Genomic DNA, 21,900 nt, shown 5'->3' with positions numbered 1-21,900 from the left:
CGATTTGCAATCTGTATAACGTGACGACCTCGCAGGAGGCACTGACCCGTCTGATCGATGGGCTCACCGACCGCGCCGGAAACCTGGCCTCCGGCAGCGTCTATCCCGATCAGCTGGCGCCGATCATCCGCAACGGCGACGACGGGCCGGAGCTGGTCAAGGCGCGATGGGGCATGCCGTCGCCGCCCTCGGTCCTGAAGACCGCGCGCGATCCCGGTGTCACCAATGTGCGCAATCTCGGCTCGCCGCATTGGCGGCGCTGGCTGGGGCAGGGGCATCGCTGCCTGGTGCCGGTCACCAGCTTCTCGGAACCGCGCGGCAAGGGGCAGGGGGTGCAGTGGTTCGCGCCGACTTACGCTGAGACCACGATGTTCTTCGCGGGGATCGAGACGCGCGGCTGGACCTCGCTCCGCAAGGTCAAGGATGGCGAGACGACCGATGATCTCTACGCCTTCCTGACCTGCCCGCCGAATGCAGAGATCGCGCCCATTCATCCCAAGGCCATGCCGGTGATCCTGACCCGCCCCGAGGAATGGCGCGCATGGCTCGGCGGCATCCGTGCCGAGGCGCTGCAGCGGCCCCTGCCGGACGGCGCGCTGGCGCTGCTGGACGCGCCGGTGTGACACCCGCCACCCCGGCTTGACAGGCCGGGCCGCGCCCTCTAGGCACCCCGTCCCGCCCGTTCGTGGCATGGCGACCGCAGCATCAGCCAAAAAGCGGACGCTTACTCTGCCGAAGGTCAGGGGAGCGCCCGGTTCGACTGAAAGGGCGGGAAGCAGCCTGACCGTGGTGCAGCACGGCAGCCGCAGCATCGGCCGAGTGCGCGGGTCAGAGGCCGCCCAGCATACGTCCTGGCGCCAGAGGCGGCAGATCGACGAGAAGAGTCCACATCATGCCATACGAGGAAGCTTGGCCGCTACTGCGCACGGGCCGCCATGCGGTCGAAGGCACGTGCAACGCCTAGCCCGTCATCCGGCTCCAACGCCGCACCTTGCCCAAGCCAATGTGGACAAAGTTGCGATAGACGCCGCGAGGCGCGCGGTTGTATTATTGCGGTCCCTCGTGCATGCCCTCAATCCTGCGTGGTAGTGCGGCATGACGCTGCAGCAGGAGGACAACATGTCTCAACGACTCTTTTTTTCGATCATGCTTGCGGGTGTCATGTCGATCAGCGCCCCGGTCCCGGGAGACCCCGTTACCGAAGTCTGGAACCTAGGCGGTGCCGGTAAACCCTGAACCTAGTTCGGTGAAGGAGCTTAAACCTGCCGCTGCCTCGTGATCACAGAGAACAGTAACCTGCGGATGCAGTCTCAACGCAGATGCCGGGCAGCTGGGGTGCAGAGGGCCTGCTATCATGGCCGCAAGAGCCTCGCCCTTGGCCGCACCGCACGCCAGCAGGAGTATCTCCCGCGCCTCTAGGATGGTGCCGATGCCCATGGTGATCGCACGCTCGGGCGTTCGGCCGTCAGAAAACTCGTCAGAGTTTGCTTCACGCGTCTCAGGCGCAAGTCTGACGATGCGGGTCCGGCTGTCGAACGCCGATAAGGGTTCGTTGAAGCCGATATGACCGTTCGCCCCGATGCCAAGCAGTTGCAGATCGATCCCACCCGCTGCTACGATCAGTCCCTCGTAGTGGCTTCTCACGGCATCGCCGTCCAGGTTCATTCCGTCCGGCACATGCCAGTGCGCTGGATCAATATCCGAATGTCGGAACAGGTGCTGCTCCATATAGCTCCGGAAGGAGGCTGGATGATCAGGGCCGAGGCCCTGATATTCGTCGAGATTGAAGGTCGTGACGCCGGCAAGGCTCAGACGGCCGGCCCGCAGCTCCGCGGACAGAAGCTCGTAGACCCGGAGCGGGGTCCGGCCGGTGGCAAGGCCCAGCACGCGCGCACGCCTGCTTCTGATCAGGTCGGCGATGTGACCCGCCGCCTGGCGGGCGACCGCCTCCGGCGAAGGCAGCACCAGCAGCATCGGGCTTCGTGCGTCGGGACTTGTCGTGATCGTCATGAGGTCTCGCAGGCAGAGATATATTCATCGGCGAGCAGAAGCCGCGCAGCGCGCACCGCGCCAAGAGCTCCGGCCCTATTGCCAAGGGCGCTGATTTGGCAGGACGGAGGAACGGCCATGCAGCGCGCAAGATGGTGGGTGGTCCGCGCAAGGAGTTCAGGACGGATGCCTATACTGCCGCCAAGAACAACCTTCTCAGGGTCAATGACAGCGCAGACGGACAGGATCGCGAGCGCGATGAGGCGCCCGGCCTCGTCAAGCATCGGCGCGGGCGCCGAGCTTGGCGGCACTACGAAAAGGCCTGTCAGCTTCGTGCCTGGCCTGCCACCGCTGCCCAAGTATCGAGCCATCATCGCCTTGCCGGAAACCGCGTTCTCCAGCGCGCCGCTCTCCAGACTGTCTTGAGCGAAAGCGTCGCCGCCGATTGGAAGAGCGCTTATTTCGCCCGCCGCGCCCCGCGCGCCACGAAACAGCTTGCCGTCCAGTATGACGCCCATCCCGATCCCCGTGCCAAGGGCAAGGAAGACCATGCTGCTTGCTCTGTGACCCCGCCAATGTTCGCCGAGCGCAGCAAGGTTCACGTCGTTCTCGACGGACACTGGCATGTCGAACTTCCGGGTAAGGATCCCGCTGAAATCGAGCTCCTCGATGCCGCGAATGTTCGGGATGCGGCTCAGGCGGCGGGTTCGCGGATGCACGGCCGCCGGCACCCCCACGGAGCCCGCAAGAAGCTTGTCTGAGGATAAGCCCGCCTGCAAGAGCAGGTGCTCACGCTGCGCGGCGATCTGGTCGATCAGCGCAAGCCCCCCTTCGGCCGCCGTGGGCTGCTTGATCTCGACGAGAACCCGTCCATCGAGTGGACTTGCCCGGAAAATGTGGAGAGCACCAACTGAGGAACCAGGAGTGTTCTATGGGAAACGGGAACAGACCGACGCCGGAGTTTCGGCGTGAAGCGGTGCGGCTGGCACTGACCAGCGGCAGGACGCGGCGGGAAATCGCGCAGGATCTTGGCATTGGCTTGTCGACGCTGACGCGGTGGCTGGGTCAGGAGCGGGACACCGGTAAGCCGAGTGAGGCACCTGTCGACCTGCATGCCGAGTTGAAGCGGCTTCGGCGCGAGAATGCGGTCCTGAAGCATTCGAGCCGGATCAGAAAACGATCCGGGGGATCGTTTTCCCGGCGAATGGCGACATCTTAAAAAAAGCCGCGGCCTTCTTCGCGAAAGAGGGAAGTCGATGACCTTCGGCTTCATCGAAGCGGAGAAGGCCAGCTTCCCGATCAACCGGATGTGCCGCGTCCTCGGGGTCAGCCAAAGCGGTTTCTTCGCTTGGCAGGAACGCCCGGCCTGCCGCCGCCAGCAGCAGGACATGGTCTATCTAGCCCATATCCGCACGGCCTTCGCGCTGTCGAACGGCACCTATGGCAGCCCGCGCATGCGACCTGCGATCTCGTCGACGAGGGCCATGAGATCGGGCGGCATCGCACGGCACGCCTGATGCGCGAGAACCAGTTGATCGCACGGTCCGACGCGGCGCTTCAAGCGCACGACAGACAGCGAACATGCCTGGCCCTTCCCGCCGAACCTTGTAGCGCAGGACTTCACGGCGGACGGTCCGGACAGAAAGGGGGGGCTGATATCTCCTACATCTGGACGGCAGAGGGCTGGCTTTACCTCGCCATCGTCCTGGACCTCTTCTCGCGCCGTGTCGTCGGTTGGGCCACGAGTGATCGTCTGAAGCGCGATCTCGCGGTCGAAGCCCTGCGCCGTGCTCTGGTGGTTCGCAACTTTGCACCCGGGCCGGTCCATCATTCCGACCGCGGATCGCAATACTGCTCGGTCACCTATCAGGCGCTGCTCCGCAAACGCGGCATCCTGATCTCGATGAGCGGGCGTGGGAACTGCTACGACAACTCGATGGTGGAAACGTTCTTCAAAACCATCAAGTCAGAGCTGATCTGGCCGGTCGCCTGGCAATCCCGCCAGCAGGCCGAAAACGCCATCGCCAGATACATCGACGGATTCTATAACCCCGTCAGGCGACATTCATCGCTCGGCTTCCAAAGCCCCATCGCCTTCGAGCGAAAGGCACGGGAAGTGAGCTAAACGCTCTCCACAAAAGCCGGGCAAGTCCAGAGCGCAGGCGAGTGGCATGATACCTCTGCCGGTTTGAAGCTGGTCGTTCAGGTGCTCATTGGTGACGGCGAGCACCCCAATTGCAGGCTCGGCTCTCACCAACTGCCTCATTGTCCAGTCGTGGTTCAGACGGCAGATGCCGTAGCAGCAACGCGAGAAATCAGAGATAGCACATACTTAGAGCGAACGTCCGGTTTGGAGAAGCTGCACGCCGGCATCAGTCAAGCGTCGAGCGGCCGCAATGGGCGGGAAGCGGTCATACGGCAGTGCGGCAGAGCAGATGCAGCATCTCGACAAAGCGGACGCTCGACCCGCGGGCAGCGTCACCGGCGCAGGATCCACCTCAAGGGCGGAAAGCCGCCTTTCAGCGATGCGGCTAACCAGAAGCCGCAGGTGTAGAAGCGGTCATTCAGTCTCGGCGCAACAACACGGGTTCCTGACCCAACGCGCAAGGCGGGAAGCAACCTGATGGCGATGCAACGCAGCAATTGAGCCCTCGGCCTGAAGCGGACACTCAGCCTATTTGCAGTGCGGCAAGCGCCTTGCTCGATGTTGCTGGCAGAGAGCTGAGTGACAGCCACATGCGCGGCAGACGCGGCAACGTTGAGAAAGCGAGTTGCCGCGCGAATCCGTCTATCAATAAGCTTCAGAGGGTCTCGCAGCGTTTTGCACTAGCGAGACCACTCCCCTACCTATCAATGCACCCTATCTAACCTCTAAAAACAATTCAGGGCGCTCGTTTCTGTAGAGTTCCTCAAGCTTACCGTCAGCAGTCTGAAGATGGATCATCTCAAGCAAATACCGAACAAATGAGTTGAAATCAGGATCTGCAAGGCTGAATGCGTCCCTTTGATTGCTACTGATAACAAGTATGGCAGGGGTATCAGTGTCTGTGCAAGCTAGCAAAGAAGAGCGAATCTGCACCCTTTGCTCGTCTCGAACAAAGCTGTAGTTTATCTCCGAACTCTCTGTGTCGTTGATATAATGGAATTGACTCTGCGGACCATCTAATAGCTTAACAGCCTCATACATTTTTTCTCGGTAGTAAGTGCGATTACTTTCGCGCTGGCTCATGCTGCGATTTCGGGATTGAAGGGCGCTATCAGTGTAAGCAACCATCACAGGAAATTCTCTATCAATGAAGACGCAAAATTCAAAATGATTTCCCTTCGCCCAGTCAGGCATTCGGCTGCGCGCGAAATTTAATATCGCGTGCATTAGCTCCAACCTTTTAGCGACTTCTGATAAGCCTGGCTTCGAAACAATTTTCGCCATCTCCGCCGCAAGCTCTTTCAAAACGGAGACAGGCAGCTTACTTGTGTCGAGAAAATTCTTCCGACTGATGTCTAGGAAAGTCTTACCGGCTGCTGATAGAAATAGAAGTGTGATAAAGGCGGTCGCCGCAGAAACCCATCCTCCGTCCCCCTGAGCAACCTGAATAACAAGGTAGGCTTCACTCAGTGCAAGGACCACTACAATAAAAATGAAAACAATAAATACAGTATTCATCTGCCAGCGATCAAGCATACATCGCCTCCCGAATAGCAGGCCAATAACACCCAGACTTCAAGTTGCTGGTATCGACATCTGTGACGTTGCCTGAAATAGAGCGCCGCCATGATTCATACAAATCTATCTGCAAATGAAGTGTATTCACAATCAAACCTCCCTCGCCGCGTGCGCGGAGTCTTTCCTTGAGAATAGAAGGTGTGGCACCAAAGAATATTATCTTATCCGGCTTTGGAAGTCTTGACTTTACGCTAGCGTGCAGTTTGGAAAGTTCGACCAAATGCTCACTGTCGAGGAGGCCGATTTTATGAAACAGCTGGCAGAATATATAGAAGTCTTCATCTACGCCACGATCAAAAACAATGCGCGTGCTCCGCTCTATTCTCTTAAACTGAGATAGGCGATATTGCATAATAGACTTCTGAATACTAAACAGCGTCGATGATCCGATTTCACTAGTTCTTATCGGAGAGGAATTCCTGCTCTCCTCACGAACAACCTTGAACCCAAATTCTGACAGGATGTCAGCGGCAACGCTTTTTCCGCTACCTGTTGGCCCAGAAAGTTGCACTAGCATAAATTATCCATTCTCATGATAGCCAATAATTGCGATTTTCACCTAAGTTGAAGCATTGGTGAGGCTAGTGGAGCATGATGCCCGTTTAGAGCTAGCCTCAGCATCTCCCACCGCCTTGATAGCGCTTCCTGATTGCAGAACTACCGAGTTTTTGAGCCTGCCCAGACAAAACAGTTCATAAAGCATGAAACCAATGTTACCGTGCATTTCTACTGCAGTCCGCTCAAGAACGCTGAGTTCAGTATATATGTCAATTCGTTTCCTCGAGATCTTCTCTCTGCTTCTAGGCGACGGAAGTCATATGCCCTGTCGTAGATAAAAACCGGCGAACCGTTAGCAGAAACAATCCCCAAGAACCCATACCAGAGCAGGAGGTCAACTGTCTCGTCTACATTCAAATCGACGTCCGACTTTCCCAGAACTTCCTTCAACTGCGCCTGATTTAGCTTTTCGGCGGAACCAATGAAGAGATAGAAAATGTCCTCAGGTGTCCCTGCAACATCGCGCATTTCATAGCCAAAGTCCGAAACTAGGTAGAGCGACATTTGCTGTATTGCATCTTGCACATCATCCTCTTCCACGCTGGCGTGGCCACGGTTGATTGCGAAAGATAACGTCCTTTCACAAAGATCAATGAGAAACCTTGGCCTCATCAGCGATGCTGAAATCATACGACCAACGGCATCTCCACCTGGCATCGGCGGGTTAAGAGCGCGCCAAGCGAGTTCTTCGTCGTCCTCTTCAACAGACGTGGCCACACGAACAAGCAACAAGTTTTCAAGCTGCAACGGGTCGGACCAATCTACGTTGATCACGTTATACTTGCCCCTATCCGAGGTCCCCTCTACCAGCCTCTCGTATATATCCCCGCGGAGAAAAATAAGATGGCTGAGTTCGATATCTTTCTTCGAAAGCTCTCTGCGAATCTTCTGCAACGTTTCGATCAAGTGCTTGACCATCATTACATCCTGAGGTTCAACTCGTCGAGGTGGCCAGCCTTTATCGAGATCATCGATGAGAATATGAATTTCATCGTAACCGTCACAAATCGCTGCGATTGCTTCTCGAAGCGCAGGGATGGGGCGCTCGAACATGTAGTTGGTTAACTCGGTTCGAAGATCTTCAGCGTTGTCGCTCTGCCCAGCCCGGCTGACCACCTTATCCACGGCTGCTTTGAGTCGTGAAGTGAAGTCACCGGAGACTACTTGGTCATCTAAATCAAACTGATCTTCAATTGCCGCGACTTTTTGCTGAACCTGGAAGTTCGATTTTACTTTTGGGATGATGGATTCCCTCAGCTTCAGAAGTATTTCGAAATACAAGATGTATTGCCAAAACGCCGCGATAGTATGGTCGAAGACCCCTGCGGAAAGGACACTCAGCAGGGCCTCCCTCATCTCGCTGAGGTCATGCGAAGCAGGTCTGAGGTCCACAACGCAGCGCCGTGAGCTTGAGCCCTTAAGATGTTCTAGAACCTGAAGATATATCGCCGATTTTCCCGCGCCCTTGCGTCCTGTGACAATTGCGCCCTCCGCTCGAAGAGCACGGGAGAATTCCGCCGTTTCGACAAAGTATTGATCAAGCGAGCTCGATTCGTTTTCTGCAGATGATGACCCGAGGTCGATTTTTGTGAGAATGCTCGCTTCACCCCGCCTCCCGCGCTGCGCAGGCTTCTGATTTTTCACCAGAGTCTCGTGACAGTATTCTGAGACGTGTCGAAGGGTCTCATGCCGGCTAGCTGAGTTCTTTATGAAATCCCTATAATCTAGCGGAGCGGGAGAGTTCTCATACTGGATCACTAGAGCATCGATATTACTGCCGTGTGAGAGCCCCAAGAGGAAGGCTGCGCGCAGATTGTGCAGATCAGCGTCAACGACCTGCTGCGATAATAAAGGGATAATAACTCCAGCAGACGACGATATTTCTGAGTAGGCTTGAGATGCAGTTAAACGAGGAACTTCTGCAGGATCGTATACCCGATACTTCACTTCAGATTCTGCGGCCGCGTGGAAAATCCAGTTGCGGAAATCCGTCTTCTTAAGTGTGTCGAGTATGAACAGCGGCTGCGCGTAATTTCTTTTTTCTGCTGCTCTGTTTTGCCATGCCTGCGTGCTCCAGGCTCCCAGACACTCAGATAAGTCCAAAGCGTTGCTGTAGCTTGCATATCCCGTTGTATCGAAAAGCCCCACGCGCCTTATCGAGTCTGATGCGCCTAACATGGCTGTGTTTAGTGTTGGCAACACTGGCTTTCCCAACGCAAGCGCATAGCCAACTTCGTAATACACGTTGTAGTTCGGGATCGTCACATCAGCGGCCAAAAAGTCGGCAGCAACAATGCTGTCTCTAACGAGATTATCCAGCTTGAAGCCAAGAATGTTCATGGCCTCCCAGAGCTTCACCTCGATGCCGTTGATCGAACCAGTCTCCGCCGCTCCTCTGATGGCGTCTCTAACCAGCGGGTTAGATTCTGGATATGCGAAGAACGCCGTGCCCGTTGCCATCTTCTCTGAACCTCGACCTGCTGAAGCTCGTAGCAGTGAACCAGTAGTAGGAGCGCTCTGCAAGGGCGGGCTATGATGGGGCGTAAGAATAGACCGTGTTTGGTCCACAGGCCGTCCGAGCTGTGAGCCTGAGGGCCTCTAGTGCCCCTGTTCGAGCTTCTGGTTCGGCGTCTATCAGGTGCGTCGCATCAGCACACGAACAGGCTTTTGTTTCACATCGCTTACCTCATCCTAGAGCTGCAGGAGAGATCATCCGGATGAGCTTTAGGAGCATCTTTGATATTGTTGTTCATCGCTTCCATGGAGCGCGCTCATCCTCTCTGCCGCCAGCGCCACGCGCCCGTTGGATCACATCATGACTCCTTCGCTTCCCTCTCCTCGGAAGCCTTCTTGACCGGTGAAGCATTCGGTTGCGGCTTGGGGAGTCATGTTATTTGTTGCAGGTAGGACTACCTCTGACGCCGACCGAAATCGCCGCAGTTTCCCATGCCTCTTCAGTTAGAAGGATATTAACTTTCGAGGACTAGTCTGACTTGATACCAACCCATATTCCAGGGGGAAATCATGTAATTTTCGAAGCACACGATTTTCACCTTGGTCGTCGTCCCACATTTAGTTGGCGGGACGACGATGAGGAGTGAGCGGGTTGTATCGCATGTTCTAGTTCTTTGGCTTCTTGCCAACCCACCTTCGGCTACCGCAGATGCGCTTCGCACTGCCTTCGACTACACGTGCCGCCGTTGGCTTGCGGCCGAGGACCAACCGGCCCTTGGCCACATCGCTGCCTCTGGCCGAGGCGCTTTGCCTTGCAGGCCACTGTGGTCAGGCAGATCTCCCAACTGGACCTACTTGAAACTGAGCAAATAAGGTGAGGCTGCAGGTGCAGCGAACGGCCGGAAGGTCCCGCATAGTGGTTACGGCCCGATCAATCTCGCTGCGCCCTGCACCGACGTCCGTTTCCCAGAACCTGCATCGCAGCATCTAATGGCCGTCGACCGACCGCTAAGGGCCGAGTGCGCGACCCAGGGGCTGCCCCGCGCCGTTCCCGGCACCAAGGCCGGCGGATCGACGCGAGGAGCCCAAAGCTGTCGTTCAGTTGCGCCTCAGCGAGTGCGGCTGCAATCGGCGCAAGCGCATACCTCCGCCTCTCGTGCTTTGAGCGTCTAATGGTTGCGTGGCACCACCTCTGGCACTGATCCCAAGAATAACGAGCATCACCTGCACTCGGCCTTGCACAGCCGGTCCGCGTGTTTTACTCGATAAGGTATGGGGACCCGCGAACTCCCCACGAGGCGCCAGCTAAAGATCGCGTTCCAGATCAATCCTGAATGTCCTGTTCAAGGAAGGAACGCCCATGCCTGCGCCAAACGCGATAGCATTCGAGAAGTTGAGCAAGATCATCGGCACGCCTCGCGCGCCGCTGCTTCTGGATGTGCGCTCAGACGAAGACTACTCAACCCATCCTTACCTGCTACCAGGCGCTGTGCGCGCCGATGATCGGGCAATGGCGAATGTTGCGGCGCTTGCGCCCGCTGCGGCCATCACCATCTGCCGTGCGGGCCATCGCCGGAGCCAGGGCGCAGCCGCCATATTGCGGGCTGAGGGTGTCGGTGCGGAATACCTTGACGGAGGCTTCGACGCATGGCGGGCCGCCGGACTGCCGCTGATCGACCCCGCGCGCCTGCCGCCGCGGGACGCGCAGGGCCGCACAGTCTGGGTGACGCGCGCCCGGCCCAAGGTCGACCGCATCGCCTGCCCATGGCTGATCCGCCGCTTTGTCGATCCACGCGCGATCATCCTCTTCGTTGCGCCTGCCGAAGTGGTTGGCGTGGCAGAGCGCTACAATGGCGCTGCCTTCGACGTCGAGAACGTCTTCTGGAGTCATCGCGATGAACTCTGCACCTTCGACGTGATGCTGGCCGAACTGGGCCTGTCGCTGCCGGCGCTGGATGTGCTGGCACGTATCGTGCGCGGGGCAGACACCGCTCGACTGGACCTGGCGCCCGAGGCAGCAGGGTTGCTGGCCGCTTCCCTTGGTCTGTCGCGGATGTTCTCCGACGATCTCGAGCAGCTGGAGGCTGGCATGCTGCTCTACGACGCTTTCTACCGTTGGGCCCGGGATGCACAGGACGAGAGACACAACTGGCCGACCAACAAGCCGAGGACCGACTGATGCAGAAAGGCTCGTATCCCACTCTTGCCGAAGCAACCCGCATCTGGGCCCGCATTGGCCTTCTGAGCTTCGGCGGGCCGGCCGGGCAGATCGCGCTGATGCACCGCATCCTGGTCGAGGAGCAGCGCTGGCTCGGCGAGAAGCGGTTCCTCCACGCGCTGAACTACTGCATGTTGCTACCTGGCCCCGAGGCGATGCAGCTGGCCGTCTATATAGGCTGGCTGATGCACCGCACGCTTGGCGGGATCATTGCCGGCCTCCTCTTCGTGCTGCCGGGCATCGTCGCGATCATGGCGCTCAGCTGGGTCTACGCGATCTGGGGCGATGCCGGGCCGGTCGAGGCGCTGTTCTTCGGCCTCAAGGCCGCCGTTCTCGCCATCGTGGTGCAGGCGGTGATTCGCATCGGCAGCCGGGCGCTGAAGAACGGCGCGATGATCGGCATCGCCGTGGCCTCGTTCCTCGCGATCTTCGTCTTCGGCATCCCCTTCCCGCTCATCATCCTGACCGCCGGCCTGATCGGCTTTCTCGGCGCCCGCGCGGGTCTGCCCGCCTTCAGGGGCGGCGGCGGGCATGGCAAGGTCGGCGCAAGGCAGGTCGCGGATGCCGACACGCTGCTGGGCGAGGAAACGCCCGAGCATACCCGCGTCAACCGGGCCTGGGCGATGCGCATCTCGGGCACGTTCCTGGCGCTGTGGCTGGTGCCGGTGGCGCTGCTGTTCCTGCTGCTCGGCCCGCAGAACGTCTTCTCGCAGATCGCGGGCTTTTTCAGCGTGATGGCGGTGGTGACCTTCGGCGGCGCCTATGCGGTGCTGGCCTATGTCGCGCAGGAGGCGGTGCAGAACTTCGGCTGGCTCGCGCCCGGCGAGATGCTGGACGGCCTTGGCATGGCCGAGACGACGCCCGGCCCGCTGATCATGGTCACGCAGTTTGTCGGCTTCATGGGCGCGCTGCGCGAGGCGGGCGCCCTGCCGCCGCTGCTGGCGGGCACGCTCGGCGGCCTCTTGACCACCTGGGTGACCTTCGCGCCCTGCTTCCTGTGGATCTTCCTCGGCGCGCCCTTCATCGAGCGGCTCAGGGACAACCAGACCCTCTCGGCCGCGCTGACGGCCATCACCGCCGCCGTGGTGGGCGTGATCGCGAACCTCGCCGTCTGGTTCGGCCTCCACGTCCTTTTCGCCCAGCTGCGCCCCGCGGTGCTGGCGCTGGAGCTGCCGGTGTTGTCCAGCCTCGATCCATGGGCGGCGCTGCTGACGGTTGTCGCGCTGGTCGCGGTGCTTCGCTTCAAGCTGTCGCCTGTGACGGTGCTGGCGGGCTGCGCTGTAGCGGGGCTAATGCTGCGGCTCCCGGGGCTGATCTGATCCTCACGTGAATGGGCCAGCATACAAGATGCCAGCGCGGCTACGACGCTGTATCTGCACCAATGGGGCAACCTAGCGGTCGTCTCGTGATGCGAACAACTTGGCCCTGAGCGAGGATGGCAAGGCTGAGGCGCACTGAACGGCAGCTCCGTCCCGCATCAGCGACATCGCCCTGTTGATCTCGCTGCGCCAAGCTCGAACGTCCGGTCTGGGGCCGCTGCAGGGCAGCGCCCCGCAGCGGCCGTCTGACCGCAAATGGCCGTGTGCGCGGGTCAGAGGTTGCCGCGCGCCGTTCGCGGCACCAGGGCCGGCGGATCGACGCGAGGAGCCCTTCTCTGACATTCGGCACTTCCGCAGCTAATGCATGCGCATCAAGAGCTGTCGCGTAAAAATCGTTGGCCAAGCTCATATCGTTGCTGCGGTGCAGCTTCCCCATAGCCGACACTTGTGGATGCCGCAGCGATATCCGCGATGCGGAACGCAGGCAAAGACTAGGGGTTGTTCTAGCCACCAATTTCAACAGCAAGGAGAAACCGAGATGAACTTTGCAAAAACGAGCTTCGCAGCAGCCATTGCCGCAGCCACTTTCGCCGCACCTGCTCTCGCCCAAGACGGAGAGTTCCGCCTGCCTGAGCAATGCACAGCGGCCGCTGCCGGGGGAGAGATGGATCACGCCAGCATGGGTCACGGCGGGGCGCACGCCGATCATGGTGCGGGGATGGATTCCGGCACGATGGAAATGATGGGCATGGGCGGTATGGACGTTGAGGCCATGCCGGAGCATGTCCAGGAGAACATGCGTCGGATGATGGTCACGATGCCGGCAATGCACGACGGCATGATGAACGAAGATGCCGACGTCGCCTTCGCCTGCGGCATGATTGCTCACCATCAGGGTGCCATCGATATGGCCGAGGTGCTGCTGGCACATGGTGAGGACGAGCAGATGCGCGCCTTGGCCCAGGAGATCATTGACGCACAAGAAGCCGAGATCGAGCAGATGACGACGTGGCTGGCCGAGAACGCTAACTGATCCACCTTGGGGCCGCGCGGCACTGCACCGCGCGGCTTCTGGCACAGCTACCTCTTCCGCATCAGCAGAAACAGAGGAGGTTAGGCATCAGGAAAATCCTGACGCCGCTCTTGACCTTCCCATGATGGGAAGCCCCATATCCGCTCCAAAGACATGATGGAGCTCAGTCCATGAACATCGGAGATGCTTCTTCCCGCTCGGGCGTATCGGCGAAGATGATCCGCTATTACGAGCAGATCGGCCTGATCCCGCCGGCAAGGCGCACCGCCTCCGGCTATCGCGACTATGCTGAGGCCGACATCCACATGCTCCGGTTCATCGCCCGGGCGCGGGATCTGGGCTTCCCGGTAGCGGAGATCACGGATCTTCTGGATCTGTGGCGCGACACCGGCAGGCGCAGCGCCGATGTGAAGGCGCTGGCGCAGGCGCGGGTGCGCGACCTTCGCCAGAAGATCGCGCATCTGCAGGAGATGGCAGAAACGCTCGAGGATCTGGCCCGGTCCTGTGCCGGAAACGACCGTCCCGAGTGCCCCATCCTGCGGAACCTCGAGGCGGCGACATCCCCGGCGCCAGACGATTGCGGGCACCATGCTCGAAACCGCACCCATCCCAAGGAAAGGATCACGTCGTGATCGACAGGCGTATGTTTATCGCCGCGCTTGCCGCGGCCCTGGCCCCCGCAACTGGCGTGCTCGCCGCCCTGCCTGCAGCCGAAACGCTGGTCAAGGTGGTTCGCTCGCCCGATTGCGGCTGCTGCGGCGCCTGGATCAACCATTTGCGGCAGGCGGGCTTCACCGTCGACGTGACCATGGCCGACGACGTTTCAGCCTTCAAGGAGCAGCATGGCGTTCCTCAGGCCCTCTGGTCCTGCCACACCGGCCTCGTTGAGGGCTATCTGATTGAGGGGCATGTCCCGGCCGAAGCCATTCGCGCCCTGCTGGACCAGCGGCCCGAGGCGGCCGGTCTGGCCGTTCCCGGCATGCCCATTGGCTCGCCCGGGATGGAGATGGGCGATGAGACTGAGTCCTTCGACGTGATCGCTTGGAACGCGTCCGGCACCAGCGTCTTCGCAAGATATTGAGGGTTTCCAGTGGCTACAACAACTTCCAAAACCGCGACCCTGCACCGGATGGTGATGACGAAGCACATGTGCCCTTACGGGCTCAAGTCGCTCGATCTCCTCCGCCGCCAGGGCTACAGCGTCGAGGATCATCACCTGACCACCCGCGCCGAGGTCGATGCGTTCAAGCAGCAGCACGGCGTCCAGACCACGCCGCAGACCTTCATCGGCGGCCAGCGCGTCGGCGGCTATGACGATCTGCGACGGCATTTCGGCAAGACGGTCCGCGACAAGAGCGCGACGACCTACCGCCCGGTGATCGCGCTCTTCGCAATGGCTGCCGCGATGGCTCTCGCCACCAGCTGGGCTGCCCTTGGCCAGCTGATCACGGTCGCCGCAGCCGAGTGGTTCGTGGCCTTCGCCATGTGTCTTCTGGCCCTGCAGAAGCTGAAGGACGTGGAGAGCTTCGCGACCATGTTCCTGAACTACGACCTGCTGGCGCAGCGTTGGGTGCGCTACGGCTATGTCTATCCCTTCGCCGAGGGGCTCGCAGGCGTCCTGATGGTCGCAGGGGCGCTGATGTGGCTGTCGATCCCGGTGGCGCTGTTCATTGGCACGATCGGCGCGGTGTCGGTCTTCAAGGCGGTCTACATCGACAAGCGGGAGTTGAAATGCGCCTGCGTCGGCGGCGACAGCAACGTTCCCTTGGGCTTCGTGTCGCTGACGGAGAACCTGATGATGATTGCGATGGCCGTCTGGATGCTGGTCAAAGTCACCGTGCTGCAGCACTAGCTGGATTGTGCGAACCGTTGCCGCGTCCGTCGCGCCCAATACGTGTCCGGGAAGAGCGGTTGAAAATGTCCGCTTTCCCTGATGCCATGCTTCTCATGCTGCATCGCCATCTCGCGGCTTTGTCGTCCTGTGAGCGAATCTGTCTCATGTAAGGATGCCAAAGCTGCAGGTGCAGCGAATGACCGGAAGGTCCCGCAAAGCAGTCTGTGCCTGTTAGATCTCGCTGCGCCAAGCACGAATGGCCGGTCTGGGGATGCTGCAATGCGGCGCTAGGCCGGCGCTGTCGGGCCGCTATGGGCCGAGGCTGTGTGGAAACTCGGCCTTATGGTAGACTTAGACATGGTGGCGGGAGATCGGCATGTCGGGTTTCATCGAAGGGACTGCGCGGGGACAGACGGCTCTTTTTCCAGATCGTCTTGAGGACTGGATTGGCGAGGATCACCTGGTTCGGGTGGTTGATCTGTTCGTCGATGAACTCGATTTGCCTGCGCTCGGATTTGCGCGATCGTCGCCGGCGCGGACGGGGCGACCCGGATATCATCCTGCCGTGCTGCTCAAGCTGTTCATCTACGGCTATCTGAACCGGATCCCGTCCAGCCGGAGGCTGGAACGCGAAGCCGGGCGGAACGTCGAGCTGATGTGGCTGACCGGCCGCCTTGTCCCAGACCACAAGACCATCGCCGACTTCCGGCGTGACAACGGTCCCGGCATCCGCCGCAGCTGCGCCCAATTCGTGGAGTTGAGCCGCCGGATCGGCGTGCTGAAAGGCGCCTGCGTTGCCATCGACGGGAGCAAGTTCCGGGCCGTCAACAGCCGGGACCGCAACTTCACCAAGGGCAAGATCGCCAGCCGCATTGCCCACCTGGAGGTGGACGTCGAGCGCTACATCGCGGAGATGGTGCGGGTCGATCGACAGGAGGAGGGCGAGGTTCGGGCTGAGAAGGTCGCGCATCTGGCCAAGCGTTACGGGCGTATCCGGCAGCATATCCAACACCTGCAAGCCATGGCTCGGGCCTTGGCCGATGCGCCGGATGGGCAGATATCTCTGACCGATCCCGATGCCCGCGCCATGGCCACCAGCGCCCGGAACAGCGGAATGGTCGGCTACAATGTCCAGACCGCCGTCGACACCGAGACCCACCTGATCGTCGCGCATGAAGTCACCAACCAGGGTCATGACCGTGATCTTCTGGTGCCGATGGCAAAGGCGGCCAAGGATGCACTCCGTCGCGACGAGATGCATGTGCTGGCCGACAAGGGCTACTTCAGCGGGCGGCAGATCCTGGCCTGTCACAAAGCTGGAATCACCACGACGATCCCGCGCCCCGAGACGTCGGGCAACCGCCTCAAGGGCATGTATGAGAAGGCGGACTTCGCCTATAAGGCCAACGCGGATATCTATCGTTGTCCCGCAGGGGAAGCGCTACCGTATCGCTACACGACCGAGGAAGACGGCTTGGAACTCCGCCGCTACTGGACCGGCGAGTGCGGCACGTGCCTGATGAAATCGCCATGCACGACCGGCAAGGAGCGCCGGATCACAAGGTGGGCGCACGAGCATCTGGTCGAGGCGGCGCGGGCGAGGCTGATCGGACCGACCGAACCGATGACAATCCGCCGAGGCACGGTCGAGCACCCGTTTGGCACCATCAAGGCGTGGATGGGCACGTCCCACTTTCTGACCCAACGCCTGAGGAATGTGAAAACAGAGATCGCGCTGAACGTCCTCGCCTACAACATCAAGCGGATGGTGGCGCTGATCGGGGTCCGCGGGTTGATGAGCGCTCTGAAGGCATGAAAGGCGCCGCTCCATGTGGTCTGTCTGCACTTCGCCAAACTCAAGTCAGATCTTCGCGTCAGATGCCCTTGGATGCCAGCATGCGCCGGCGTTTCCACACAGCCTAGGCCGAAAGCAGACACTCAACCTGTCCGAGCCCTGATGAGCATTTCCCCGGCGTAGAAGGCGGGAAGCCGACACTCGCTGCACAGTAACACGAATGACCGCTATTTCGATTTACTTGCTAGCGCACGAAAGGTGATCACATTGCCAGCCTTCTGCAACTGACTTACCATATCTGCGGTCTCTAAGCCCGTTTTCCTTGTCCGAACCAGACGATGGGCGGTAATCTCCAAGTTGAAAGTTAATAGAGGGCAATCCATGCGCGCGCTTAAGCTAGACTTGGAATATTGCTATGGAATTCGAAAGCTGGAGCAGTCTTTCGATTTCAGGAAATGCAAGGCCGTTGCTCTATACGCACCAAACGGAGCCATGAAATCATCCCTTGCAAAAACGTTCCAGGACATCGCCAACAAGAAGCAGTCGTCCGACAAGATGTTCCCAGACCGCCTTACGAAACGATCGGTGCTAGACGAGAACGGTGCCGAACTAGACCCAGAATCTGTCCTGATCATTCGGCCCTACGATGAGGACTTCGGGAGCAGCGAAAAGACTTCCATCCTTCTCGTCAATTCAGAACTTCGAAAAGAGCACCAGAAACTCAACGAAGGCATCGAAGACGCGAAGAAGGTGCTTCTCGCGGCACTCAAGGATCAGTCAGGGTCAAAGAAGGACATCGCCGCCGAAATCTCGTTGGCGTTCACCAAGACCGCCGATCAGTTCCTCATCGCAATACATCGCGTCGCTGCGGAAGTAGACGAGCAGCCGGAAGCTCCATTCGCCGAGATCCCATACGATCTCGTTTTCGACCCGAAGGTTGTTGAGATGCTTCAACAGGAGCAGGTGCGGGAGGCACTCGAAGACTACATCAAGCGCTTCAACGAACTCATCGACCAGTCCCAGTATTTCAAGCGCGGGACTTTCACCTATTATAACGCTGATGTGATCGCAAAAACCCTCGCTGACAATGGTTTTTTTGATGCCGCACACAGCATTAGCCTAAACTCTGGTGAGAAGGTCGAAATCACGTCGAGGAAGCAACTCGAGCAGTTGGTTAAAGGCGAGAAAGAGGGCATTACTTCAGATGCCGCTTTGCGCAAAAAATTCAACGCAGTCGAGAAACTGCTCCACAAGAATGCCAACGTCAGGGAGTTCAACGAGTTCGTTGCCAACCATGAAGATGTTCTTCCAGCCTTGGAGAACATCGCAAACTTTAAGGAGCGGGTTTGGAAGAGCTACTTTGTAAAACACCGGGATGCCTTTAGTCATCTGGTCAAAGAAATTTGCGCCGCTGCGGAACGCAGGAAACAGATCGAGGAAGCTGCCCGTAGTGAACGGACGGCATGGCAAGAGGTAATAGAGATTTTCAACGATCGCTTCTTCGTCCCATTTGAGCTCAAGGTAAAAAATCTCGTCTCAGTTGTGCTCGACGAGGACAAGATTCCGAAGTTGGGGTTCACTTTCAAAGAAGGCAATGATCGGAAGGACGTCGAAAAGGATGCCCTCCTTGATGTGCTCAGCACGGGCGAACGCAGAGCCTTCTACATCCTGAACATCATCTTCGAGATTGAGGCACGGCGAAAGGCAGGTCAAAAAACGCTAATTGTCGTCGACGATATTGCTGATTCGTTCGACTACAAGAACAAGTATGCGATTATCCAGTATTTGAAAGATATCTCAGAAGAAGATAATTTTCGACAGGTCATCCTCACCCACAACTTCGATTTCTTCAGGACAATTCAAAGCCGTTTCGTCAGCTACAATTCGTGCTTCATGGTCGCAAGAAATGAACAAGGCATCGAGATCAACAAGGCAGTCGGGATCAAGAACGTCTTTGTCAATGACTGGAAGGTGCATTTCGGAAGCGACCCGAGAAAACGCATTGCGTCAATCCCTTTTATGAGAAACTTGGTGGAATACACCAAAGGCGAAACCGACCCGAACTACGTGACGTTGACGTCGCTCCTTCACGTCAAGGATGGCACGCCTACCGTCCAAGACAGTAATCTCTTTGAAGTATACCAGACCATCTTCGGCACCGCACCAGTGAACGCTACACCGTCAGGAGGTTCTGTGCTTGACTTGATTTATCATGAAGCGGACGCCTGCCTACAAGACGGAGACGCTGCCAATTTCGAAAACAAGATCGTTCTCTCGGTTGCCACAAGGCTACGCGCAGAACAGTATATGCTCGGGCGGATCAATGACCAGGGCCTGCTAGCCGGCATAACCGGCAATCAGACGACGGAACTCTTGAGGCGCTTCCGGAATGATTTCCCAGGCGATGCTGCTATCCGGACCATTGACCGCGTAGTCCTTATGACACCGGAGAACATTCATTTGAACTCCTTCATGTATGAGCCGATCCTGGACATGTCAGACGAGCACCTACGGAAAATCTACAGTGAGGTTAAAGCGCTCTAGTTGAAATGATTAGGATGGAATCACTTTCCTTATAAAAAATGCCTGTTGACCCGCCAGCATTTAATTATCAGACCAGCGACTAAAGGCACCAAGTCAATATGTCAAAAAAAGTCGAACCTACACGGCCCAAGGTTAGCACGGCCGCAACTCTTCGGGCGGTCGCTGGCGATTACCCTTTGCACAAACTAGGTTGGAAGGCTTTTCAAGATCTCTGCGTCGGGGTGGCTGAAGAGTGCCTTCGCCGGCCGGTCCAGAACTTTCTACCCGGCAACGATGCAGGACGTGATGGGGCGTTTGTAGGTCGTTGGGAAGGGGACGATCCCGCCGCCGGTGAATCAACAATTCAATGCAAGTTCACCTCAAAGGAAGCCAATAATCTAAGCCTCTCGATGCTGCGCGATGAACTTGCCAAGGCTGAACGACTTGCCAAGAAGGGGCTGGCCCATGACTACGTTATATTGACTAATCATGCTATCACCGGCGAAAGCGAGCTCGCTATCCGTGCCGCGTTTCAAGGCGTCGGGGTTGGTCGATGCCGTATTTTCGGCAGCGAATTTATCAACAGACAGATACGCACTTCTTCCCGCCTCCGAATGATGGCCCCACGTCTCTATGGGCTTGGCGATTTGAACGATGTGCTCGATGCGCGCGCTTATGCTCAGGCTCAGTTGATCCTCAGCGCCATGGGTGAGGATTTGCAGCGGCTTGTTGTCACCGAGGCTCATCGCCGAAGTGTGCGAGCGATCAGTCAACACAATGTCGTGCTCCTACTCGGCCCTCCTGCAGCAGGAAAATCAACTATAGGCGCGAGCATCGCCGTTGGCGCGGCAGATATATGGAGGAGCTCGACAATACGAGCCACATCACCAGAAGACGTGCAGCGGCATCTAAGCCCTGATGTTGCGCAGTTTTTCTGGATCGATGATGCGTGGGGGAACACCCAGTATCAGCGCCAAACGGCAGAGGCATGGAATCAGGTATTCGTGCTTATGCAAGGAGCAATGAAGCGTGGCACCCGATTTCTAATCACATCACGCGACTACATTTGGAAGGCGGCTCAGTCGGACCTCAAGCTCCAGGCCATTCCGGTGCTTAGAACGAGCCAAGTTGTCATTGACGTCCAGCAACTGAGCACCGCCGAAAAGGCCCAAATTCTTTATAATCATCTTAAATTTGGCGATCAGGATCAGAAATTTAAATCTGCGATCAAGGAGTTTCTCCCTGCTATAGTTGAGCGAAAAGGCTTCCTCCCGGAGACTGCACGTCGGATCGGCGCGCGATTCTTTGCAGGGGATCTAAGGGTTAAGCAGGCTGACGTTTTTGGCTTTTTCGACAGACCGGAGCAATTTCTTCTCGACACCATTTCCAATCTTTCTGATGACTGCAAAGCTGCGATTGCGACAATATTTCTCAACGGCGGAATTGTCCGTTCTCCCGTGACCTCTTCGGTTATGTCAACGTCAGTTAGTGCATTTGGCAGCACGGAAGCCGCAGCGCGGCGCGAGTTGCAGACTCTAAACGGCAGCCTTTTGCTATTGGCACAAGACGAGCACGGTTCCTATTGGACATACAAACATCCCACTGTGAGTGACGCCTTTGCGCGCTACCTCTCTCAGTCTCCAGAGCTCGTCGAACTCTATCTTCGCGGAGCAAAGCCGGAAGCGATCTTATACGCTGTCGTGTGTGCCGGTGTGACGATCCAAGGCGCGCCTATGGTAGTTCCCACAAATTTGAACGAACTTCTTTTTGAAAGGATTGCAAAGTTGCCAGTTAACTTCCTTCGGACTTTCGTGTCTTACCGTTCTAATGCCGCGTTCTCAGAGATGATACTGACGCGAAGGCCTGATATTCTCGATGGTGCCCAGAGTTTTTCATCTCCCATCCATGAAGATGCCGATGCGAGCCTCCTAACGAGTCTGCATCGGCAAAAGGTTTTGCCCAGTGATTGGCGCAATCACCTAGCGGCCAAGCTACTCCAGGCACTTGAGGACGAAGCAGATCCAAGCATATTTGAAACCGGCTTCGTCGAGACTCTCCTCACGAGGGAAGAAATGCAGGAAGCGGTTGTAGTTGCCCGGGACAAAGTGCTGACTAATATTCCTCACTACGTGAAAGAAATGCGACAAGGTTGGTCAAGTGACTATCCTCCTGACGATTATTTCTACCCACTTGAAACAGCGATTCGAACAATAAGTAGTGCTGTAGGACGAGCGGCAACGGAAGCCCGGCGTCCAGATCCTATTCCCATTTTGCACCGAGAGGTCCGCCGCGCGGTTGAGGAAATGGAGGAACACTATGAGCCGCAGTCGTCCACCTCGGCACCAGTCGCTACATCTACTCCGCAGAACGCAATTCTTTTTAACCTTTTTCGAGATGTGGACGAGTAAGTTGTATCCGTCGTCTTGAGGTTGTGGCGAACGTCCGCTCTGACG

Annotated in this window: 19 protein-coding genes; 14 read left to right on the top strand and 5 right to left on the bottom strand. The window is 58.0% G+C overall.

The genetic code is table 11. The annotated features are described in order from the left end of the window. Window positions 1-2: 2 nt before the first annotated feature. Window positions 3-623, top strand: a complete 621-nt coding sequence (locus JHW48_RS13150; RefSeq protein WP_119886942.1) for an SOS response-associated peptidase — start codon at window positions 3-5, stop codon at window positions 621-623. Between the two features lie 589 nt (window positions 624-1,212). Here the strand turns inward: JHW48_RS13150 and nagB are convergent. Together nagB and JHW48_RS13140 are read right to left on the bottom strand one after the other, a co-directional pair. Beyond that, on the bottom strand, window positions 1,213-1,974 hold the full coding sequence (gene nagB / locus JHW48_RS13145) for a glucosamine-6-phosphate deaminase (RefSeq protein WP_119886943.1): 762 nt from the start codon (window positions 1,972-1,974) through the stop codon (window positions 1,213-1,215). Window positions 1,975-2,006: 32 nt separating this feature from the next. Then, window positions 2,007-2,768 (bottom strand): ROK family protein, encoded by a 762-nt coding sequence (locus tag JHW48_RS13140; protein WP_272835625.1) that lies wholly within the window; start codon window positions 2,766-2,768, stop codon window positions 2,007-2,009. Between the two features lie 6 nt (window positions 2,769-2,774). On the opposite strand from JHW48_RS13140, the gene JHW48_RS13135 reads away from it, so the two are divergent. From JHW48_RS13135 to JHW48_RS13120, 4 genes are read left to right on the top strand one after another with little or no spacing between them, the layout of a single operon-like run. Next, a complete protein-coding gene (locus tag JHW48_RS13135) occupies window positions 2,775-2,903 on the top strand; it encodes a hypothetical protein (RefSeq protein WP_272835624.1) in 129 nt (42 codons plus the stop codon). Window positions 2,904-2,920: 17 nt separating this feature from the next. Continuing rightward, the gene (locus JHW48_RS13130; RefSeq protein WP_240637904.1) at window positions 2,921-3,208 is read left to right on the top strand and encodes a transposase; all 288 of its coding nucleotides are present in this window, start codon (window positions 2,921-2,923) and stop codon (window positions 3,206-3,208) included. A gap of 37 nt (window positions 3,209-3,245) precedes the next feature. After that, the gene (locus JHW48_RS13125) at window positions 3,246-3,506 is read left to right on the top strand and encodes a hypothetical protein (RefSeq protein WP_240637905.1); all 261 of its coding nucleotides are present in this window, start codon (window positions 3,246-3,248) and stop codon (window positions 3,504-3,506) included. After that, complete coding sequence (locus JHW48_RS13120; protein ID WP_240637906.1) at window positions 3,506-4,114, top strand: IS3 family transposase; 609 nt, start codon at window positions 3,506-3,508, stop codon at window positions 4,112-4,114. The genes JHW48_RS13125 and JHW48_RS13120 overlap by 1 nt, the downstream gene beginning before the upstream one ends. 735 nt (window positions 4,115-4,849) lie before the next feature. On the opposite strand, the gene JHW48_RS13115 is transcribed toward JHW48_RS13120, so the two are convergent. The 3 genes from JHW48_RS13115 to JHW48_RS13105 all read right to left on the bottom strand — a co-directional run bounded on the left by JHW48_RS13115 (window position 4,850) and on the right by JHW48_RS13105 (window position 8,731). After that, complete coding sequence (locus JHW48_RS13115; RefSeq protein WP_147388121.1) at window positions 4,850-5,671, bottom strand: hypothetical protein; 822 nt, start codon at window positions 5,669-5,671, stop codon at window positions 4,850-4,852. Then, window positions 5,664-6,230: a deoxynucleoside kinase gene (locus tag JHW48_RS13110; protein ID WP_119886945.1), complete on the bottom strand. Its 567-nt coding sequence runs from the start codon at window positions 6,228-6,230 to the stop codon at window positions 5,664-5,666. Before JHW48_RS13110 ends, JHW48_RS13115 begins: the two co-directional genes overlap by 8 nt. A gap of 209 nt (window positions 6,231-6,439) precedes the next feature. Further along, complete coding sequence (locus JHW48_RS13105) at window positions 6,440-8,731, bottom strand: P-loop ATPase, Sll1717 family (protein ID WP_147388122.1); 2,292 nt, start codon at window positions 8,729-8,731, stop codon at window positions 6,440-6,442. Window positions 8,732-10,085: 1,354 nt separating this feature from the next. Here JHW48_RS13105 and JHW48_RS13100 point away from each other — a divergent pair. From JHW48_RS13100 to JHW48_RS13060, 9 genes are all read left to right on the top strand, one after another. After that, window positions 10,086-10,904 carry a chromate resistance protein ChrB domain-containing protein gene (locus JHW48_RS13100; RefSeq protein ID WP_119886947.1) on the top strand — a complete coding sequence of 273 codons (819 nt, stop codon included), beginning with the start codon at window positions 10,086-10,088 and terminating at the stop codon, window positions 10,902-10,904. Continuing rightward, entirely contained in the window at window positions 10,904-12,262 is a 1,359-nt protein-coding gene (gene chrA, locus JHW48_RS13095) for a chromate efflux transporter (protein ID WP_119886948.1), read from the top strand. The genes JHW48_RS13100 and chrA overlap by 1 nt, the downstream gene beginning before the upstream one ends. A gap of 538 nt (window positions 12,263-12,800) precedes the next feature. Then, window positions 12,801-13,295 (top strand): CopM family metallochaperone, encoded by a 495-nt coding sequence (copM, locus tag JHW48_RS13090; protein WP_272835623.1) that lies wholly within the window; start codon window positions 12,801-12,803, stop codon window positions 13,293-13,295. A 170-nt stretch (window positions 13,296-13,465) separates the two neighbouring features. Then, the gene (gene cueR / locus JHW48_RS13085) at window positions 13,466-13,927 is read left to right on the top strand and encodes a Cu(I)-responsive transcriptional regulator (protein ID WP_272835622.1); all 462 of its coding nucleotides are present in this window, start codon (window positions 13,466-13,468) and stop codon (window positions 13,925-13,927) included. Beyond that, the gene (locus JHW48_RS13080; RefSeq protein ID WP_240637993.1) at window positions 13,924-14,376 is read left to right on the top strand and encodes a DUF411 domain-containing protein; all 453 of its coding nucleotides are present in this window, start codon (window positions 13,924-13,926) and stop codon (window positions 14,374-14,376) included. Before cueR ends, JHW48_RS13080 begins: the two co-directional genes overlap by 4 nt. 48 nt (window positions 14,377-14,424) lie before the next feature. After that, window positions 14,425-15,147, top strand: coding sequence for a MauE/DoxX family redox-associated membrane protein (locus tag JHW48_RS13075; RefSeq protein WP_119887917.1), 723 nt, complete (start codon window positions 14,425-14,427; stop codon window positions 15,145-15,147). 358 nt (window positions 15,148-15,505) lie between these two features. After that, the gene (locus tag JHW48_RS13070) at window positions 15,506-16,945 is read left to right on the top strand and encodes an IS1182 family transposase (protein ID WP_119886535.1); all 1,440 of its coding nucleotides are present in this window, start codon (window positions 15,506-15,508) and stop codon (window positions 16,943-16,945) included. Between the two features lie 360 nt (window positions 16,946-17,305). After that, entirely contained in the window at window positions 17,306-19,468 is a 2,163-nt protein-coding gene (locus JHW48_RS13065) for an ATP-binding protein (RefSeq protein ID WP_119886536.1), read from the top strand. Window positions 19,469-19,689: 221 nt separating this feature from the next. Continuing rightward, window positions 19,690-21,855, top strand: a complete 2,166-nt coding sequence (locus tag JHW48_RS13060) for an nSTAND3 domain-containing NTPase (protein ID WP_147388108.1) — start codon at window positions 19,690-19,692, stop codon at window positions 21,853-21,855. Window positions 21,856-21,900: the final 45 nt, after the last annotated feature.

The sequence above is a fragment of the Paracoccus aestuarii genome (assembly GCF_028553885.1).
Taxonomy (GTDB): Bacteria; Pseudomonadota; Alphaproteobacteria; order Rhodobacterales; family Rhodobacteraceae; genus Paracoccus; species Paracoccus aestuarii.
Note: the sequence above shows the minus strand (reverse complement) of the source record. Positions and strands in the feature narration are given on the sequence as shown.

Excerpts from the sequence above, each read along its gene's own strand:
- chrA (WP_119886948.1), top strand. The coding sequence starts at position 10,904 with ATGCAGAAAGGCTCGTATCCCACTCTTGCCGAAGCAACCCGCATCTGG.
- copM (WP_272835623.1), top strand. The coding sequence starts at position 12,801 with ATGAACTTTGCAAAAACGAGCTTCGCAGCAGCCATTGCCGCAGCCACT.
- JHW48_RS13110 (WP_119886945.1), bottom strand. The coding sequence starts at position 6,230 with ATGCTAGTGCAACTTTCTGGGCCAACAGGTAGCGGAAAAAGCGTTGCC.
- JHW48_RS13120 (WP_240637906.1), top strand. The coding sequence starts at position 3,506 with ATGCGCGAGAACCAGTTGATCGCACGGTCCGACGCGGCGCTTCAAGCG.
- JHW48_RS13070 (WP_119886535.1), top strand. The coding sequence starts at position 15,506 with ATGTCGGGTTTCATCGAAGGGACTGCGCGGGGACAGACGGCTCTTTTT.
- JHW48_RS13115 (WP_147388121.1), bottom strand. The coding sequence starts at position 5,671 with ATGCTTGATCGCTGGCAGATGAATACTGTATTTATTGTTTTCATTTTT.
- JHW48_RS13130 (WP_240637904.1), top strand. The coding sequence starts at position 2,921 with ATGGGAAACGGGAACAGACCGACGCCGGAGTTTCGGCGTGAAGCGGTG.
- JHW48_RS13125 (WP_240637905.1), top strand. The coding sequence starts at position 3,246 with ATGACCTTCGGCTTCATCGAAGCGGAGAAGGCCAGCTTCCCGATCAAC.
- JHW48_RS13065 (WP_119886536.1), top strand. The coding sequence starts at position 17,306 with ATGCGCGCGCTTAAGCTAGACTTGGAATATTGCTATGGAATTCGAAAG.
- JHW48_RS13075 (WP_119887917.1), top strand. The coding sequence starts at position 14,425 with ATGGTGATGACGAAGCACATGTGCCCTTACGGGCTCAAGTCGCTCGAT.
- JHW48_RS13100 (WP_119886947.1), top strand. The coding sequence starts at position 10,086 with ATGCCTGCGCCAAACGCGATAGCATTCGAGAAGTTGAGCAAGATCATC.
- JHW48_RS13105 (WP_147388122.1), bottom strand. The coding sequence starts at position 8,731 with ATGGCAACGGGCACGGCGTTCTTCGCATATCCAGAATCTAACCCGCTG.
- nagB (WP_119886943.1), bottom strand. The coding sequence starts at position 1,974 with ATGCTGCTGGTGCTGCCTTCGCCGGAGGCGGTCGCCCGCCAGGCGGCG.
- cueR (WP_272835622.1), top strand. The coding sequence starts at position 13,466 with ATGAACATCGGAGATGCTTCTTCCCGCTCGGGCGTATCGGCGAAGATG.